The organism is Microbacterium sp. ZW T5_45 (genome assembly GCF_044987415.1).
Lineage (GTDB): Bacteria > Actinomycetota > Actinomycetes > Actinomycetales > Microbacteriaceae > Microbacterium.
On the sequence record NZ_JBJDRJ010000002.1, the window covers coordinates 185,950 to 204,246 of the forward strand.

An 18,297-nucleotide genomic window follows, 5' to 3' on the forward strand; every position below is an offset into this window, starting at 1 on the left:
CGCCTGCCGTGCCCCGGAACCCGGTCCATCCCCAGGGACCGGATCGTTCGCCCGGCTCCACTCTCCCGGAGCCGGGCGAATACCCGTTTCCGGTGCCGACTCGCGGCACCGTCTTTGTCGTAAAGCAGCAGGACCATGACGAAACAGACCTCCCGAGAGCTCCAGCAATACGTCGACAAGTCCGATCACGAACTCATCGATGCCGTCCGGAGTGGCGAGCTGAACGCGTACGGGGCACTCTGGCAACGCCACTCGGGCCCCGCCTACAGCGTCGCCCGCACGTTCCCCACCCTCGACGCGGACGATCTGGTCGCCGACTCGTTCGTCAAGGTACTGGATGCCATCCGAGCCGGCGGCGGACCCACCGGAGCTTTCCGGCCCTACATCACGATGGCGGTCCGCAACCTCGGCCGCACGAAGTTCGTGCGCGACAAGACCCCGGCGGACGTGGATCTCGACTGGCTCGCGACCAGCATCCCCAACGGAGAGGCGCATGCCGTGGCCGCTTTCGAAGATTCCGTCATGGCCACGGCATTCCGCTCTCTGCCGGAGCGTTGGCAGGAGGTGCTCTGGTACCGGGAGGTCGACGAGATGAAGCCGGCCGAGATCGCCACGTATGTCGGGATCGAGCCCAACGCAGTGTCCGCGCTTCTCATCCGCGCACGCAGAGGTCTCCGCGACGCCTGGGTATCCGCTCACGTCGCTCGCGCCCACACCGAGGAATGCGCAGCCATCATCCAGGACCTCGGCGCGTACGTGCGCGGCGGGCTCTCCGCCCGCGCGACCGCTCAGGTCGACGTGCACCTCGCGACCTGCGAGTACTGCCCGGCAGCGCTCGAAGAGGCGAGGCTCGTCTCGTCGAAACTCGCGTTCGTGCTGCTCCCCGCGGTGCTGGGCGTCGCCGGAGCCGCCGGGTACGCCGCACACCTCAGTGCCCCCGCCATGCCGCAGGCCCTGTATGCGATGGGCATCGAGCCCGAGAGCGAACCCGAACCGCCGTCGCGCAAGCGCGCGGCACTCATCGCCGGAGCGGTCCTGCTGCTTCTGCTCCTCGGGGCGGCCGCAGTGATCCTCGTGCAGTCGATGCTCGGCGTGCTGACCGAGGGCGCTCGCAACGTTCCGTTCGGCACGGGTTCGCAGGTGTCGCCGACTCCTGTTCCGGACGCATCCTCGACGCCTGCTCCCGCCCCGAGTGCGAGCCCCACTCCGGATCCCACCGCGTCCTCGGACACCACTGCACCATCGGACGACACCGTGCCCTCGGATGCCGACGATGCGAGTACGGGCGATCAAGGTCCTGGAGGCTCGACCGACCCGAACACTGAGACTCCGACCGATGGCCAGCCGGTCGCCGATCCGTTGACGGCGCCCTCCGCCACGCTGACCCAGCCGGACGCCCGGATGTACCCACGGCTTGCGGGAACCGGGGCGCGCCCCGGGGCGACGATCGAAGCGCGCGATGAGGGCGGTGCGCTCATCGCGACGAGCACGGTCAAGGCCGACGGAAGCTGGCGGGCGAGCGTCACGAACGGAGCCGCGGGAACGCACACGGTGACCGTGACGCAGGCGCTCGCCGGAGAGGTGTCTCCGACGAGCCCCGCGCTGACGTTCACGACCAGCACTCCGCCGACGATCACGGCTCCGGCCGCCGGTGCGGTCGTGTCGGCCTCGAGCTTCCCCTTCTCTCTTGCCGCGCCGGCGGGCACGATCCTGGAACGGGACATCGTCGGGGTCACCCGGACGCAGACCCTTCGGCTGCCCCCCGAAGGGCAGTGGAACGAACGGCTCTCGACCCCTCAGGGCACGCAGACGATCCGAGTCCGGTACGCCAACCCCCAGACCGGAGATTTCGGCCCCTACAGCAGCGTCACCGTCATCGCGCAGTGACCCCGGAGTCGACATTTCGGTCGATTCTCGCGTCACGATCCGAACGGGTTCGCGTCTTGTAGACGACGTCGCTTTCGGGGGCTTCGTCGATATGTGACGGTTCGAGCGATTCTGGGAAAGCTCGAAGACCGGCACGGAAGGTCGGCGGGGCGATCAGGGGGAACATGATCGCCCCGCCAACGACCGATCCAGCCCGCGTGACGCGATCGTGGCCGAATGCGGCGCTACAGGGGCCTACCGACCCGGACAGAGATGGCTCCGAGCGTGACTGGAACACGAGGTCGACGACACTGTCGCCGAGGTGAGTGGGGAGGGGCGTGGGGAGCCCCTCCCCACGGCCCGCCTTCCGGGGAGGAGAGGTGTGGGCCACCGACTGGGGAGAGCCGGACAAGGGGAAGTTTCCTTGCACGGACAGGACGCGACGGAGCTCGGAAACTGACGCGAAAGGCATCCAGATCCTTCCCTTTCCGCCATGCACCAGGGCAGATCTCCCCATGGGGCCTGCGAAACCCGCCGGTTAGACTCGGGGGATGCGTCTTCCTGCCCCCGGGCAGGGGGCGACCGACCAGAGAGCCCAGGGGGAAGAGCCGGCATGAGGGTGCTGTCGTGGATGCGAGCGCGGCCGAAGATGCTGGCCTCCGCCGCGGTGCTCTCCGCCGGCGCGATCGCGATCACGACCATGGCCTTCGCCTACGAAGGCAACCCGACGACGCAGGTCGATCTGAACGACGGCGGCGTCTGGGTGACGAAGACCTCGAACCTCCTCGTCGGCCACTTCAACCACGAGTCGACGCTCATCGACGGCGGACTGCGCACGACGAGTGACGACTTCGACATCCTGCAGGACGAGAAGAACGTCCTCGTGGTCGACCGCGGGGGCGCGACGCTGACGGCGGTCGACCCGGCCCGGGTCTCGCTCGGCGACTCGACCGCGATCCCCGCCTCGGCCAAGGTCGCGCTCGGCAACCGGACCACTGCGATCCTCGACCCGTCGTCGGGCAACCTCTGGGTGGTTCCCTTCGCGAGTCTCTCCGCCTTCAAGATCGAAGGAGCCGAGCCCACTGCCGAGCTCGGCGACGACGCCGACGTCACGGTCGCCGACGACGGCACGGTCTTCGCACTGTCGTCCGCGCGCGGCGAAGTCGTGACGATCCCCGTCGACAACGAGGGCCAGCCCCTCGACCCCTCCACGGCATCCGTCGGCGAGATCGACACCGCCGAGGCCCCGAGCATCACCGCGGTCGGTCGTACCCCCATCGTGCTCGACGCGGCCGCCGGCGTCGTCACCACCCCCGGCGGCTTCCGCACGACCGTGGCGAACGCGACGGATGCCGTGCTGCAGCAGCCCTCGGCGACGAGCGCCGACGTCGCGCTCGCCACCCCTGGAGCCCTCGTCACGGTGCCGCTCGACGGCGGCGACCCGGTCTCGACCGACACCGGCGCCGAGGGTTCTCCAGCGACTCCGGTGTCGCTGCGCGGATGCTTCTACGGCACCTGGTCGGGTTCCGCGAAGTTCATCCGGGAATGCCCCGGCGACGCGAGCGACGTGAACGAGACGATCGAGGGCGCGGCTGAGGCGGACTCGCTGACGTTCCGCGTGAACCGCGACGTGATCATCCTCAACGACGTGGTCGACGGCTCTGCCTGGCTCGCGGACGAGAGCCTGCAGCAGGTCGATAACTGGAACGACCTCACCCCGCCCGAGGGCGAGACCGAGAACGAGGACGACACCACGCAGGAGACGGTCGAGACGACCCTTCCCGACCGTCAGGAGGAGAATACCCCTCCGGTGGCCGAGGACGACTCCTTCGGCGTGCGCCCGGGTGCGACCACTCTGCTGCCGGTGCTCGACAACGACAACGACGCCGACGGCGATGTGCTGGTCGCCTCGCTCGTCGACGCGCAGCCCTCGATCGGCACCGTCCAGCCCATACAGAACGGCGGGGCACTGCAGATCACGGTCGACGAGAACGCCACGGGTTCCTCGTCGTTCACCTATCAGGCCGACGACGGACGCGAGGGCACCGACACCGCGGTGGTCACACTCACCGTTCGGCCGCCCGACGTCAACGGCGCGCCGACGCCGAAGCGCAAGACGAGCCTCACCGTCGAGAGCGGCGGCACGATCTCGTACAACATCCTTCCCGACTGGATCGACCCCGACGGCGACGACATCTATCTGAAGTCGGTCATCGCCGCACCCGGTGATGAGGTCGACTTCAGCACCGACGGCCAGCTCACCTACAAGGCGACCGCGAGCCTGCAGGGCCAGAAGACCGTCGAGGTCACGGTCGCCGATGCGTTCGGCGAGATCGGCGCCTCGACGATCACGCTCGATGTGCGCCCGCAGGGCAGCACGGATCCGAAGACCAACGCCGACCACGTCGTGACGCGGGTCGGCGAGCAGGTGACCGTCGCGCCGCTCGCGAACGACACCAGCTCCGGTCGCGAGCAGCTGCGCCTGGGAAAGGTCGATGAGCAGGTCCCCGACGCCACCGTCGTCCCGGACTTCACGAACAAGACTTTCACGTTCTCGTCGCAGAAGGCCGGCACCTACTACGTGCAGTACCTGGCCACCGCGGGCCCGAAGAACGGCGAGGGGCTCGTCCGGGTCGACGTGCTCGACGCGACCGAGACCGACCTGCCGCCCGTCGCCGTCCGCGATGTCGCTCTGCTGCGCTCCGGCGGCGATGCGCTCGTCGGCGTGCTCGCCAACGACTCCGACCCGGCCGGCGGCATCCTCGTCGTGCAGTCCGTGTCGCTGGAACCCGGCGCGGGCGTCTCGGTGTCGGTGATCAACCACGAGACGCTTCGCATCACCGATCAGGGCGCGCTCACCGAACCGGTGCGGGCGACCTACACGATCTCGAACGGCTCGAAGTCCGCGCAGGGCGAGGTCGTGATCATCCCGATCCCCGCGCCCGATGAGATCCTGCAGCCGGTCGCCAACCCCGACACCGTGTACGTGCGGGCCGGCGACGTCGTGACGATCCCGGTGCTCGACAACGACACCCACCCCAACGACGACGTGCTGCATGTCGCGCCCGAACTCATCGAGCCCTTCGTCGACCCCGACGACGGCGAGGCCTTCGTCTCGCAGGACACGGTGCGCTTCAAAGCAGGGCCTGAGGCGAAGACCGTCTACTTGACCTATGAGGCCGTCGACGAGCACGAGCAGAAGGCCGCCGGCTTCGTCACGGTGCAGATCCTGCCGATCGACGAGGAGACCAACGCGGCGCCGCGCCCGCGGGACATCGTCGCCCGTGCGCTCGCCGGGACCGTCGTCAGCATCGCGGTGCCGCTCGACGGCATCGACTCCGACGGCGACTCCGTCGAGCTGCTCGACATCGCGTCGAACCCGACAAAGGGCCGCATCACCGAGACCGGTGCGAACTACTTCCGCTACGAGGCCTTCGACGGCTCCTCCGGTGTCGACACCTTCGAGTACCGGGTGCGCGACCACCTCGGCAAAGAGGGCGTCGCCACGATCCGCGTCGGCATCGCGCCTCCCGAGCAGGTGAACCAGGCGCCGTACGCGGTGAAGGATGCTGTCGTCGTGCGCCCCGGCCGCGAGATCGCGGTGCCGGTGCTCGCGAACGACTCCGACCCCGAGGGCGACGAGATCACCCTCGTGAGCGAGGAGAACGACGGCCTCCAGGTGCCCGAGATCGACGGGCTCTCGGCCAGGGTCTCCGGCGACCGTGTGCTCGTGCAGGCTCCGGACCGGGCACTGGAGACCTCGCTGCAGTACACGATCCGCGATTCCCGCGGTGCGACGGCATCCGCGGTCCTGGCGATCACCGTCGACGAGGACGTCCCCCTGCTCGCGCCCGTCGCACGCGACGACCGGGTACGCCCCGAGGATCTCACCGACGGCGAGCTCACCGCCGACATCGACATCCTCAAGAACGACGAGGACCCTGACGGCACCACCGAGTCGCTCGAGGTCGAGCTCGGAGACGGTGCAGAGGCGGTCGAGGGCGGCAAGGTGCGGGTCACCGTCACCGAGGAGCAGCAGCTCATCCGGTACACCCTCACCGATGTCGACGGTCTGCAGGCGTCGGCGTTCATCTTCGTCCCCGCGATCTCGGGCCTGCGCCCTGCTCTGAAGGACGCGACGAAGCCGGTCGAGGTCATGAGCGGCGAGACGATCTCGCTGCCACTCTCGGACTACGTCGTGGTCGCGGGTGGCGGCACCGCGCGCATCACCGAGCACGCCAAGGTGAGTGCGATCCACGCGGACGGCGCCGACCTCGTGCAGGACGAGACGACGCTCGTCTACACTTCGGCGCCCGGCTACTTCGGCCAGGACGCGCTGAGCTTCGAGGTCACCGACGGCACCGGACCCGACGACCCCGAAGGTCGCGTCGCGACGCTCACGATCCCCATCGACGTGCTGCCGCCCGACAATCAGCAGCCGACCTTCGTCACCGGCCAGGTGCAGGTCGCCCCCGGTGAGGAGGCGAGCACGCTCGACCTCGCCGCACTCACGACCGACCCCGACCCCGAAGACGAGCACACGTACTCGTTGACCGGCGGTGAGGGCAAGGGCGTCAGCGCACGGATCGACGGCAGCACGCTGTACGTCGAGGCGTCGTCGAACGCGCAGAAGGGCACCGCCCTGACGCTCGAGCTGACGATCGACGACGGGCAGACCGAGCCGGTCGAGGGCTCGGTCTCGGTGCTCGTCAGCGCGTCGACCAGGGCGATGCCGGTGGCCAACACCGACACCGTCTCCGAGGCCGATCAGGGCAAGCCGGTCACGGTGCCGGCACTCGCCAACGACTTCAACCCGTTCCCCGACACGCCCCTGAAGATCGTCTCGCAGGTCGTCGAATCCGGCGTGGGCGAAGTCTCACGCGACGGGGACCAGCTGGTCGTCACCCCTGCGGCGGAGTTCGTCGGCACTCTCGTCGTCCGCTACCGCATCCAGGACGCCACGGAGGATCCCGACCGTGAGGTCAACGGCCAGGTGGTCGTCACGGTGCAGGGAGTCCCTGCGGCGCCCGGCACGCCCACCATCACCAGCGTGCAGGACCGCACGGTCGTGATCTCCTACGGCGCCCCGTCGAACAACGGTGCCGAGATCACGAAGTACACGGTCACCTCGGTGCAGGGCAGCGCCTACCGCAAGGAGTGCCAGTCGACGACCTGCACGCTCGACGGCCTCACCAACAACGTCGAGTACACCTTCCAGGTCACGGCGACCAACCGGGTCGGCGAGGGTGAGAAGTCGGGTGCGTCACCGGTGGCGCGTCCCGACGCCCGCCCCGACACCCCCAACCCGCCGAAGCTGGCGTTCGGCGACAAATCGCTCAGCGTCTCGTGGACGACTCCGACCACGCCCGGCTCGCCGGTCGAGAGCTACACGCTCGAGATCTCTCCGGCTCCGCCATCCGGGATCACCCAGAAGCAGGTCACCGGGAACTCGATCGTGTGGGACGGCCTCGAGAACGGCTCGAACTACCAGGTGCGGGTGCAGGCCCACAACAGGGCGCCCGAGCCGTCGAGCTGGAGCAACTGGTCGGCATCCGAGATCCCGGCGGGCCCGCCGCTGGCGGCCGCAGCACCCACCACGCAGGAGCTCGCGCCCGTCGGCAACCAGGCGCAGATGCAGGTCAATTGGGCGGCACCGAACAACAACGGCGACGCGATCGACAGTTATCAGCTCGAGGTCTACGAGGGCTCCACGCTCGTACGAACGCTGACGCCCGGTGCCGGCGCGACCAGCCAGGCCGTCACCGTGCCGACCTCCGAGACCGCGTACACGTACCGCATCCGCGCCCACAACAAGGCGGGCTGGGGCGAGTACAGCGCCGCATCGGCACCGCGTCGCGGTGTCACAGCACCGGGTGCACCCACCGGGCTCACCGCGACCCCGGGAGACCGTTTCATCGACATCGCCTACACGGCGGGGTCGCGCAACGGTGCGAGGGCGAATGAGATCTCCTACCAGTACCGTCTCAACGGCGGGGGCTGGCAGGGCCTGTCGGGCACCCGCATCTCGGGTCTGTCCAACGGCACGAACTACAGCGTCGAGGTGCGGGCGGTGGCGTCGGTCGACGGCTCGACGTATTCCGGCGCCGCGTCGAACGCGGCAGCCGCGGTGCCCTACGGCGTGCCCTCGGCGCCCAGCGCCAGTGCGAAGAACCTCGGTACGCAGGTGCAACTGAACTGGGACGCCTCGCGCTCGGCCAACGGCCGTGACATCACGGTCGTGCAGATCAGCGTCGACGGCGGTGGCTGGCAAGGCGTGGGCATCAGCGGATCCCGCACGGTCGGCGACGGATACCAGCAGAACCACAGCATCAAGGTCAGGGCACAGGATGCCGCGGGCCAGTGGTCGAGCGAAGCATCGGCATCCGCCCGCACGAGCGATCCGCCCGCCGAGGTGCTGCGCACCGAGAAGGGCACACCGGGCAGCTTCGAGAACTGCGGGTCCTCGTCATGCGCGAAGGTCCGGCTCACGGTCGAGAACTTCCGCAGCCCCGGCAACTACCACCTGCAGTGTGACGACGGCAATAAGTTCGGCGGCGGCACCGCGCTGTACGTCCCAGCGAACGGCAGCGTCGATCTCACCTGCTACTACGGCTACCCGGGCAACACGATGCGCGTGTACATCGTCGAACTCAACAGATACGCCACCGCCATGACCTGGTACTGACCCGCAGCACCGCAGCGACGACCCCCTCAGCAGGAAGCACCCCGAACGCATGACTATGACCCCCGAACAGGCCTCGTGGTTCCACGGCACCTTCGCCCGTCTCGTCGACAACGTCGACCGTGCGGTGCAGGGCAAACGTGAGGTCGTCTCACTCGTGCTCAGCGCCATGCTCGCCGAAGGCCACGTGCTGCTCGAAGACGCGCCGGGAACCGGCAAGACCAGCCTCGCCAAGGCACTCGCCGCCACGGTGCAGGGCACGAGCGCGCGCATCCAGTTCACGCCCGACCTCCTGCCGTCCGACGTGACCGGCGTGACGATCTACGACCAGCAGAACCACCGGTTCGAGTTCCACCGCGGCCCGATCTTCGCCTCGATCGTGCTGGCCGACGAGATCAATCGCGCGTCGCCGAAGACCCAGTCCGCTCTGCTCGAGGTCATGGAGGAGTCGCGGGTCACGGTCGACGGCACGACGCACGAGACGGGCCGTCCGTTCCTCGTGATCGCGACGCAGAACCCGATCGAGCAGGCGGGCACGTACAAGCTCCCCGAGGCGCAGCTCGACCGCTTCCTCATCAAGACCTCGATCGGCTATCCCGACCTGGCGGTGACCGAGAGCATCCTCGCCGGCGCCGCCCAGCGCAACCCCTCGGCGTCGCTCACCCCCGTCATCACCACGGGCGCAGTCGCAGACATGGCCGATCTGGGCGCCACCGTGCACGTCGAGCCCGCCGTGCTGCGCTACATCGCCGAACTCGCCGAGGCGACGAGGACGGATGCCGCGATCCGGCTCGGCGTCTCGGTGCGCGGTGCGCTCGCCATGGTCCGCATCGCGAAGGTGTGGGCGGCGTCGCAGGGCCGCCACTACGTGCTGCCCGACGACGTCAAGGCACTCGCTCGCCCGGTGTGGCAGCACCGACTGCTGCTCGACGCCGAGGCCGAGTTCTCGGGCACGAGCAGCGAGACCGTGATCGCGCGCGTGCTCGACCGCATCCCTGCTCCGCAGGCGCGCTAGGAGCCGTTCGCATGACCTCCGAGGCACTCGATCAGGCGCCCGCCCCGGCCGCCCGCGACGCGCGCTGGCGCGACGTCGCGGCGGTGCTCGGCGTGCGCCTGCTCGGGCGCCTGCGCAGCGTCACCTCGGTGATCCGCCCCCTCGCCTGGGTGCTCATCGCGCTGGCGATCGGCTTCTGGGCGATCGGGCAGACGCTCGGCTGGGCCGAGTTCACGATCGCCGCGACGGTCATCGCGATCACCGTCGCGCTGTGCGCGCTGTTCCTCATCGGACGCACCGCCTACGACGTCTCGCTCGACCTGGCCCGCACCCGCGTCGTCGTGGGCGAGCGGGCGATCGGCGGCCTCACCCTCGCCAACCACGGCACCAAGGCGATCCTGCCGTCTCGCGTCGTGCTCCCGGTCGGGGCCGGACGCGGCGAGTTCGGCATCCAGCGCCTGGCGCCGGGGGAGGAGGCGGAGGAGCTCTTCGCGATCCCCACCCAGCGCCGCGGTGTGGTCAAGGTCGGACCGGTCAGCGTGGTGCGCGGCGATCCCCTCGGCCTGTTCGAGCGTGCACACCGCCGCGACGATCCCGTGGATCTCTTCGTGCATCCGCGGACGATCATGTTCGATGGGCAGTCGCTCGGCTACCTCCGCGACCTCGAGGGGCTTCCGGCCGCCGACCTCTCTCGCGACGACGTGTCGTTCCACGCCCTGCTGGAGTACCAGCCCGGCGACGACCTGCGTCACGTGCACTGGCGGTCGACCGCGCGCACCGGAACGCTCATGATGCGCCAGTACGAGGAGACCCGGCGCTCGCACTTCGTGATCGCGCTGTCCTGCGCGGCAGCCGACTACGCCGACGATGACGAGTTCGAGCTGGCGATCTCGGCGGCCGGGTCCATCGGGCTGCGCGCGATCCGCGACTCGCAGCGGGTCGAGGTGCGGGTGCAGGGCCGTGATCTCGCGGCGGGGTCGGGCAAGCAGCTGCTCGACTCGCTCGCCGCGATCCGGCATTCCCGCCCCCGCCACGGCGGCATCGACGCGCTCTCGGCGGTGATCGCGCGGAGCATGCCGCTCGCCAGCATCGTGGTGCTCGTGTGCGGATCGAAGGTGCGCGGCGAGGATCTGCGCTCCGCGTGCTCGCGCCTGCCGTTCGGCGCGCGCGTGCTCGCCGTCGTCACCGACGGCGCGGCGGCGTCCCCGACGCTGCGCCGCATCGGCGACGCCGACGTCGTGACGATCGGCGCTCTCGAGCAGGTGCCGCTCGCCCTGCAGCGGGTGCTCGCATGAGCGCCTCGGTCGCGCTGCCGCTGCGGCGCTGGATCCTCGACCTCGCTGCGACGGCCGTGCTCGCCGGCGTCGCGCTGGCAGGCTTCTGGCCGACCTTCGCCGGGGGCTCGTACCTCGTGGCCGCGGTCGGCGGCATCGTACTCGGCCTCGCCGTGGCCGCACTGTGCGCCTGGCGCGGGTGGGGGATGCTGGTCGTCGCGGGCATCACGATCGTCGTCTACTTCCTCTTCGGCGGTCCGCTCGCCCTGCCGCAGACCGCGCTGTTCGGCGTGATCCCCACCCTCGACACCCTCGAGCGCCTCGCCCTCGGCGTGGTGACGTCGTGGAAGCAGATGCTGACCACGGTGGCGCCGGTGGCCGCAGCCGACGGCCACCTGATCGTGCCGTTCCTGCTCGCGCTCGTCGGCACCGTGGTGGCGGCATCGCTCGCGCTGCGCGTGCGTCAGGTCGCCTGGGCGCTCGTGCCGGTCGGCCTGATGCTGGTGCTCGCGATCCTGCTCGGCACACCCGCCCCCGCGTTCCCGCTCGCGCAGGGACTCGTGTTCGCGGTGCTCGCGATCGCCTGGCTCGCCCTGCGTCAGCTGTGGGATCCGCAGAACGCGGCGGTGTCGGTCAGCGAGATCGACCCGGCTCGCGCCGCTCGGATGCGGATGCGCCGGCTGCTCGCGGGGGCGGCGGTGCTCGCGATCGCAGCCGGAAGCGGAGTCGCAGCGAGCGCGGTGGCGCAGCCGGTGCAGCCGCGGCATGTGTTCCGCGACGTCGTCATCCCACCGTTCGATGTGCGCGACTATCCGAGCCCGCTGCAGGCGTTCCGCAAGAACGTGCGCGACGAGGCATCCGAGACGCTGTTCACGGTGCAGGGGCTCACGAAGGACGCCCGCATCCGCCTCGGCGTCATGGACCAGTTCGACGGCACGGTCTACAACGTCACCGACGGCGGTCCGGACTCTTCGAGTGCGTTCACCCCGCTGAGGTCGAACATGTCGCCGGATGCCGAGGGCCTGCCGGTGACACTGAAGATCGAGATCGGGGAGTACTCGGGGGTCTGGCTGCCGGATGCCGGGGCGGTGTCGAGCATCGCCTTCACCGGTGATCGTGCCGACGAGCTGCGCCGTTCGGCCTACTACAACCCCGCCACCGGCACGGCCGTGGTGACTTCGAAGCTCACGGACGGAGACACCTACACGGTCGACACGATCATGCCGACCGGTGTCGACGACCGCCAGCTCGCCGACGTCGACTTCGGCAAGGTGGCGCTGCCCGCGCAGACCAACGTGCCAGAGGAGCTCACATCTCTCGCCGCCGAGACCGTGTCGGGAGCCGAGTCGCCCATCGAACAGGTGCGTGCGCTCGAGACGTTCCTCGCCGAAGGCGGCTTCTTCAGCCACGGCCTCCAGGGCGAGGTGCTCTCGCGCGCCGGCCACACCTCCGAGCGCATCTCGACCCTCATCGGCGGCGACCAGATGATCGGCGACGACGAGCAGTACGCGGTCGCGATGGCGCTGCTCGCCCGCGAGATCGACATCCCTGCGCGGGTCGTCATGGGCTACTACCCCGATGAGGAGCGCTCAGGCGACGCCGTGTTCGAGGCGACCGGCGACGACGTGCACGCGTGGGTCGAGGTGAACTTCGCGGGCATCGGGTGGCTGCCCTTCGACCCGACGCCGCCCGAGGACAAGGTCCCCAACGACCAGAACACCAAGCCCAAGGCCGATCCGAAGCCTCAGGTGCTGCAGCCGCCGCCCCCGCCGCAGGAACCGGTGGACCTTCCGCCCACGCTGCCCGACGACCGCAAGAGCGAGGACGAGACCTTCGACGTGCTCGGGCTGATCGGCACGATCCTCGCGATCGGAGGCGTCGTGCTCGGCATCCTGCTCTTGCTGGCCACTCCCTTCATCGTGATCGGGGCGTGGAAGGCCGCGAAGCGCCGGGTGCGGCGCAACGCCGCCAAGCCCACCGACCGCATCACCGGCGGCTGGGACGAGCTCACCGACCGCGCCGTCGACTACGGCGCCCGGCTGTCGCCCGGAGGCACCCGCATCGAGGAGGGCGCATCGTTGGCTGCGACGCTCGAGCTGCCGCGGGCGGCGCGTCTCGCCGAGCGGGCAGATGCCGAGATCTTCGGCCCCGATGAGCCCTCCCCGGAAGACGTGGACGCCTTCTGGGCGGAGGTCGACCTGATCGTCGGCGGCCTCAGCTCTGACGCCGGGTTCTTCCGGCGCCTGCGAGCGCGGCTGAGTCTGCGCTCGCTGCTCGGCGGCACGGCCGTCGGCGCGCGGATGACCGAGCTCCGGGATGCTGCGGCAGCACGCCGTCGCCGCGATCCCGGTGCCACGGCGAGTGCACGTGCATCCTCCACCTCCCCACGCGAGAGCGAGACCCCATGACCCAGCCCTCGATCGACAGCATCGCGCCGATCTCGCGGCGAGCCATCGCCTATCTGATCGACGCCCTCATCTCGGGTGCCATCGGGGCGGTGGGTTTCGTGGTGGTCGCCATCGTCGCGTTCCTTCCGCGCCCGACGGAAGAGCTGCTCGTCGTGATGCCGATCGCCTACGGGGTGCTGCTCCTGCTGCTGCTGGGCTGGTTCGTCTTCTACACGGTCATGCAGACGCGGGGCGGCTCGATCGGCATGCGCGCTCAGCGCCTGCGTCTCGCCTCGGCCGCCGACGGGGCGCCCATCGGCTTCGGCCGCGCCCTGCTGCGCAACGTCGTCTTCGGACTGTCGACGGCCATCGTGGTCGGCTACTTCACGCCGCTGTTCGACGGCTCAGGACGCTTCCAGGGCTGGCACGACAAGGTCGGGAACGCGGTCGTCGTCGATGCCAAGAAATCCCCGTCACCGATCCGTCGGACGGATGCCGGCGCAGCCGCTGCCGCGGCTCCCGGGGCGGCGGCGCCCGTGCAGACGGCACCGGTGGGCGCTCCTCCGGTGCCGCTGCTGCCCCCGGCCCCGCTCGCGGGCGGATACGGGGCCGCCCCGGTTCCCGCGCCTCCCGGGTTCCCGTCAGCTGCGGGGGCGCCGGCGGAGTACGCCCCTGGGGCGCCCGGCTTCGCCGCCGCGCAACCGGGGAGCCCCTCGTCCTTCGCCGCACCGGCCGCCGCGGCGCCGTTCGCCGCGCCGTCGGTGCCTCCTGTGCCCTCCGCCCCTCCGGTCGGGGTCGCTCCCACCGGAACGGCATCGGCGTTCTCCGTGCCGGCGGACGGCTCGTCTTTCGCGGTGCCTCCGCTTCCCCCGCACCCCGGTGCGGTCCCGCCGTATCCGCAGGGCCCTACGCAACCGGAACCTTCGGCGCAGCCGGCGCCTTTCGTGCAGCAGACGTACGGGCAGCAGCAGACGCAGGCTCCTCAGCAGCACGCGCCGGCCTTCGGAAGCCCCGCGGCCCCGGCCGCACCGGCATTCGGTGCGCCGGCTGCGCCGGCATCCGGGGCCCCGTCCGCACCCGCAGGCGCAGCGGACTCCCTGATCGCCTTCGTCCCCGGGGTCACCCCGGCATCCGCTCCCGCAGCTCCCACAGCATCCGTGCCCCCGGCATCCGCTCCGGCCGCTCCGGCCGCTCCGGGCGTCCCGGCATCCGCTCCGGTGACCCCCGGTGCGCCCCTCGCCCCCGCGGCTCCGGCCGACGAGGCATACGAGGAGGACGTGTTCGAGGAGACGATCATCCAGCCCCGGGGCACCCGCGCCCAGGAGGACGCCGAGCTCGAGTCCACGCGGATCAGCATTCCCGGGCACCGTCTGCTGTTCACGTGGGACGACGGCACCAGGGTGACGGTGTCGCGCCGCACGCTCTTCGGCCGCAACCCCGCGCACGAGGACGGCGCCGAGCGGGTGGTCGTGCGCGACGAGACGCTGTCGCTGTCGAAGACGCACTTCGAGGCGGCGGCCGAGGTCTCGGGCGGCTGGGTGCTCGACCGGCACTCGACCAACGGCATGACGATCGTGCGCGACGGCGAGCGCATCGACTGCCCGCCCGGCCAGCGCGTGCCGGTGCGTCTCGGCGATGCGATCGAGATCGGCGACCGCATCCTCACGATCGGCGGGTACGTATGAGCGCAGGACTGGTCGTCGCCTCGGGATCCGCGACGCACGTGGGACTGCGACGAGCGCTCAACGAGGACTCCTTCCTCGCCGAGGCACCCGTCTTCCTCGTCGCCGACGGCATGGGCGGGCACGAGGCCGGCGAGCACGCCAGCGCGCGTGTCGTGGAGGAGTTCTCGCCTTTCGTCGGCCGCGAGTGGCTCGGGGTGACCGAGGTCCGCGGCGCGCTCGAGCGGGCGAAGGCCGGTGTCGAGGATCTCTCGACCGCGGGCAACGGCCGGGCGGGAACGACCCTGAGTGGTGTCGTCGTCGCCTCCGTCGACGGCACCGGGTACTGGCTCGCGCTGAACATCGGCGACTCGCGCACCTATCGTCTCGCCGAGGGCGAGCTGGAGCAGATCAGCGTCGACCATTCCGTCGTGCAGGAACTTATCGAGGCGGGCGAGCTCACTCCCGCCGAGGCGGCGACCGATCGGCGGCGCAACATCATCACGCGGGCGATCGGCGCGAGCAGTTCGGGGGATGCCGACTTCTGGCTGTTCCCCGCCGAGGAGGGCGACCGCATCATGGTGTGCTCCGACGGGCTCACCTCCGAGCTCACCGATCAGCGCATCGGCGAGCTGCTCTCGCTGGTCGCCGACCCGCAGCAGGCCGCGGACGCCTTGATCGCAGAGGCGCTGCAGTCAGGCGGGCACGATAACATCACCGTCGTGATCGTCGATGCCGTACGGGTGTCGTCACGCCCGGGGTCGGGACTCGGTTCCGACGGTTCCGACATCGACGTCGACACGCTGCCACGCGCAGCAGGAGGGGCTCGCTGACATGCAGACGATCTATCGACCGGGGCAGTGGTACCTGATCGTGATTCCCGGCGCCCTCGTCGCCCTGCCGCCCGATGTGCACAGCGACCTCGTGTCGACGCTGTGGGAGCGTCTGCCCGCGCAGAAGACGCTCGCAAGCGTCGTCGACGTGCTCACCACCGCCGCGGGCGGGTCGTTCACCGCGCTGCCGCCGTTCGCGGCGGCGGTCGCCGAGGGCTCCGCGGTGCGCATCGCGCTGCGCGGCGGGGTGGTGGCCCGCGTCACCTGCGGCCCTGAGGTCGCCTACGAGCTCTCCGGAGCCGAGGTCACGACGTGGAGCGAGCACTTCGTCGCCGACGCCACGCGCATCGAGATCACGGTGGAGGAGACGGATGCCGCAGCCGCGCTCCCGGTGCAGAGCGGCATCGTCCGCGTCGCCGCCGCGAGCGCCGAGCTCGAGGACGGCGACGACACGCCGATCACGGCCGTGCTCGGATCGAGCCCCCGCATCGACGAGGTCGAGTCCGGTGCCTCCGCCGCCGCGCTGGCCGGAGGATCGGCGCCCTCGCTCGCGCTGTTCGGCGTCCCCTCGTCACCCGCTGTCGACGGCATCCCCGATGCGCCGCTCTCAGGCGTCGCTCCGGTGCCGGAGACTCCCGTCGAGCCCGAGCCCGAGCCCGAGCCCGAGCCCGAGCCCGAGCCCGAGCCCCAGCCCGAATCGGAGGCGCCCGTCGAACCGGATCCGGAGGCGCCTGTGGAGCAGGAGTCCACCCCGGAGCATGACCCGGAACCCGCCGCCGCGCCGGTGACGGCTCCGGAACCCGTGCTGCCGCCACTGCCCGTCGTGCCTCCCGCGTCCGTCATCCCGCCGACGCCCGCGCCGCCGCTGCCGACCATCGAGGAGCCCGATGACAACGGCCTCGACGAACGCACGTGGGAGCCGCCGCAGCACATCCTCGCCCCCGAGAACGCGACGGGGGTCGATGACGCCGACGCCGTCGATGAGAGCGGCATCGATGAGCTCGAGCAGCTCTTCGGAGAGACCCTGCACAGCGGATCGACCGGCCCTGTGGCGCCTGCGCAGCCTCCCGTCATCGCCCCGGCCCCCGTGATCGCCCCCGCCCCCGTCATCCCGCCGGTTCCGGGTATCGCACCGCCGCCGGAGCTCGGTGACCATGACGGCGAGACGGTGACCTCGGCCGAGCTCGGCGCGCTGCGACGTCGTCGGCCGAACACGGACGACGTCGCCACGCAGGTGCTCCCCGCCGTGCCCGCCGCGTCGGGCCGCATGCGGGTGTCGTCGGGCCAGCTCATCGAGCTCGACCGCACGGTCATCATCGGCCGCCGGCCCCGGTCGACGAGGGCGAGCGGCGCGAACCTGCCGCACCTGGTCGCGGTCGACAGTCCGCAGCAGGACATCTCGCGCAACCACCTCGAGGTGCGCCCCGAGGCGGGCACAGTCGTCGTGATCGACCTGCACACCACGAACGGCTCGACGCTGATCCGCCCCGGCGCAGAGCCGGTGCGGCTGCATCCGGGCGAGCAGACCCTCGTCCTGTCGGGCGACGTGATCGATCTGGGTGACGGGGTGACTGTCCTCTTCGAGGACATCCCGTGAGCCGCCGGCCCTCGCCGCCGCCGCAGCTTCCCGGATTCACCTATCTCGAGCCCCTCGGAACCGGCGGCTTCGCCGACGTGTTCCTGTACGAGCAGCAGATGCCGCGTCGCCGGGTCGCGGTCAAGGTGCTGCTCGCCGATCGTCTCGCGACGGGCGCCGCCCAGGAGTTCTCCGACGAGGCGAACGTCATGGCGATGCTGTCGACGCATCCCGCGATCGTCACGATCTATCAGGCCGGGGTCGCCGGTGACGGGCGACCGTACCTCGTCATGGAGTACTGCCCCCGTCCGAACCTGCAGATGCGCACGCGCCGGGAGCAGATCTCGGTCGCCGAGGCGCTGCGCGTCGGCATCCAGGTCGCGGGCGCCGTCGAGACCGCGCACCGAGCGGGTGTGCTGCACCGCGACATCAAGCCCGCCAACATCCTCGTCACCGAGTACAACAGGCCGGCGCTCACTGACTTCGGCATCGCATCGACGACGTCCGCGGCGACCGAGTCCTCGGGCATGTCGATCCCCTGGTCACCGCCGGAGTCGTTCGCCGAGCCGCCGCAGAGCGGGCCGCGCACCGACGTCTGGGCGCTCGGCGCCACGATCTACACGCTGCTCGCCGGCCGGTCACCGTTCGAGCGCCCCGGGGAGCGCAATACCGGCGCCGACCTCATCGAGCGCATCGAGCGCGCGGCAGTGCCCCAGCTCGGCCGACCCGATTCCCCCGAGAGCCTGCAGCGGGTGCTCGAACGGGCGATGGCGAAGAACCCCGACGACCGGTATCCGAGCGCCGTCGCGTTCGCCCGTGCCCTGCAGAAGGTGCAGATAGAGCTCTCGCACTCGGTGACCACGATCGACATCGTCGACGAGCATCCCCTCGACGAATCTCCCGACGACGACGGCGACGGTCTCACGAGAGTCCGTGACGTCCGCTCGATCAGCCCCGAGAGCCCCACCGCGACCCGCCCCTCGGCGACCACGCAGCGCAAGCACCCCGAGGGGCGGGTCGCGGT

Annotated in this window: 9 protein-coding genes; all 9 read left to right on the plus strand. The window is 70.5% G+C overall.

Going from position 1 to position 18,297, the window contains the following annotated elements:
- The first annotated feature begins 135 nt into the window (after nt 1–135).
- Complete coding sequence (locus ACI3KS_RS01765) at nt 136–1,887, plus strand: sigma-70 family RNA polymerase sigma factor (RefSeq protein ID WP_404914571.1); 1,752 nt, start codon at nt 136–138, stop codon at nt 1,885–1,887.
- Nucleotides 1,888–2,479: 592 nt separating this feature from the next.
- Nucleotides 2,480–8,551 (plus strand): Ig-like domain-containing protein, encoded by a 6,072-nt coding sequence (locus ACI3KS_RS01770; protein ID WP_404914573.1) that lies wholly within the window; start codon nt 2,480–2,482, stop codon nt 8,549–8,551.
- A 49-nt stretch (nt 8,552–8,600) separates the two neighbouring features.
- A complete protein-coding gene (locus ACI3KS_RS01775) occupies nt 8,601–9,563 on the plus strand; it encodes an AAA family ATPase (protein WP_404914575.1) in 963 nt (320 codons plus the stop codon).
- A gap of 11 nt (nt 9,564–9,574) precedes the next feature.
- Nucleotides 9,575–10,837 carry a DUF58 domain-containing protein gene (locus tag ACI3KS_RS01780; protein WP_404914577.1) on the plus strand — a complete coding sequence of 421 codons (1,263 nt, stop codon included), beginning with the start codon at nt 9,575–9,577 and terminating at the stop codon, nt 10,835–10,837.
- On the plus strand, nt 10,834–13,224 hold the full coding sequence (locus ACI3KS_RS01785; protein ID WP_404914579.1) for a transglutaminaseTgpA domain-containing protein: 2,391 nt from the start codon (nt 10,834–10,836) through the stop codon (nt 13,222–13,224). Before ACI3KS_RS01780 ends, ACI3KS_RS01785 begins: the two co-directional genes overlap by 4 nt.
- Nucleotides 13,221–14,888 (plus strand): RDD family protein, encoded by a 1,668-nt coding sequence (locus ACI3KS_RS01790; protein ID WP_404914581.1) that lies wholly within the window; start codon nt 13,221–13,223, stop codon nt 14,886–14,888. The genes ACI3KS_RS01785 and ACI3KS_RS01790 overlap by 4 nt, the downstream gene beginning before the upstream one ends.
- On the plus strand, nt 14,885–15,697 hold the full coding sequence (locus ACI3KS_RS01795; RefSeq protein WP_404914583.1) for a PP2C family protein-serine/threonine phosphatase: 813 nt from the start codon (nt 14,885–14,887) through the stop codon (nt 15,695–15,697). The genes ACI3KS_RS01790 and ACI3KS_RS01795 overlap by 4 nt, the downstream gene beginning before the upstream one ends.
- Before the next feature lies 1 nt (nt 15,698).
- Complete coding sequence (locus ACI3KS_RS01800; protein ID WP_404914585.1) at nt 15,699–17,294, plus strand: FHA domain-containing protein; 1,596 nt, start codon at nt 15,699–15,701, stop codon at nt 17,292–17,294.
- Nucleotides 17,291–18,297, plus strand: a 1,007-nt coding sequence (locus ACI3KS_RS01805) for a serine/threonine-protein kinase (protein ID WP_404914587.1), incomplete at its 3' end; no start/stop codon positions are given. The genes ACI3KS_RS01800 and ACI3KS_RS01805, both read left to right, overlap by 4 nt.

What these genes read in the sequence shown, in the direction of transcription:
- ACI3KS_RS01765 (WP_404914571.1), top strand. Translation starts at nt 136, where the DNA reads ATGACGAAACAGACCTCCCGAGAGCTCCAGCAATACGTCGACAAGTCC.
- ACI3KS_RS01770 (WP_404914573.1), top strand. Translation starts at nt 2,480, where the DNA reads ATGAGGGTGCTGTCGTGGATGCGAGCGCGGCCGAAGATGCTGGCCTCC.
- ACI3KS_RS01775 (WP_404914575.1), top strand. Translation starts at nt 8,601, where the DNA reads ATGACTATGACCCCCGAACAGGCCTCGTGGTTCCACGGCACCTTCGCC.
- ACI3KS_RS01780 (WP_404914577.1), top strand. Translation starts at nt 9,575, where the DNA reads ATGACCTCCGAGGCACTCGATCAGGCGCCCGCCCCGGCCGCCCGCGAC.
- ACI3KS_RS01785 (WP_404914579.1), top strand. Translation starts at nt 10,834, where the DNA reads ATGAGCGCCTCGGTCGCGCTGCCGCTGCGGCGCTGGATCCTCGACCTC.
- ACI3KS_RS01790 (WP_404914581.1), top strand. Translation starts at nt 13,221, where the DNA reads ATGACCCAGCCCTCGATCGACAGCATCGCGCCGATCTCGCGGCGAGCC.
- ACI3KS_RS01795 (WP_404914583.1), top strand. Translation starts at nt 14,885, where the DNA reads ATGAGCGCAGGACTGGTCGTCGCCTCGGGATCCGCGACGCACGTGGGA.
- ACI3KS_RS01800 (WP_404914585.1), top strand. Translation starts at nt 15,699, where the DNA reads ATGCAGACGATCTATCGACCGGGGCAGTGGTACCTGATCGTGATTCCC.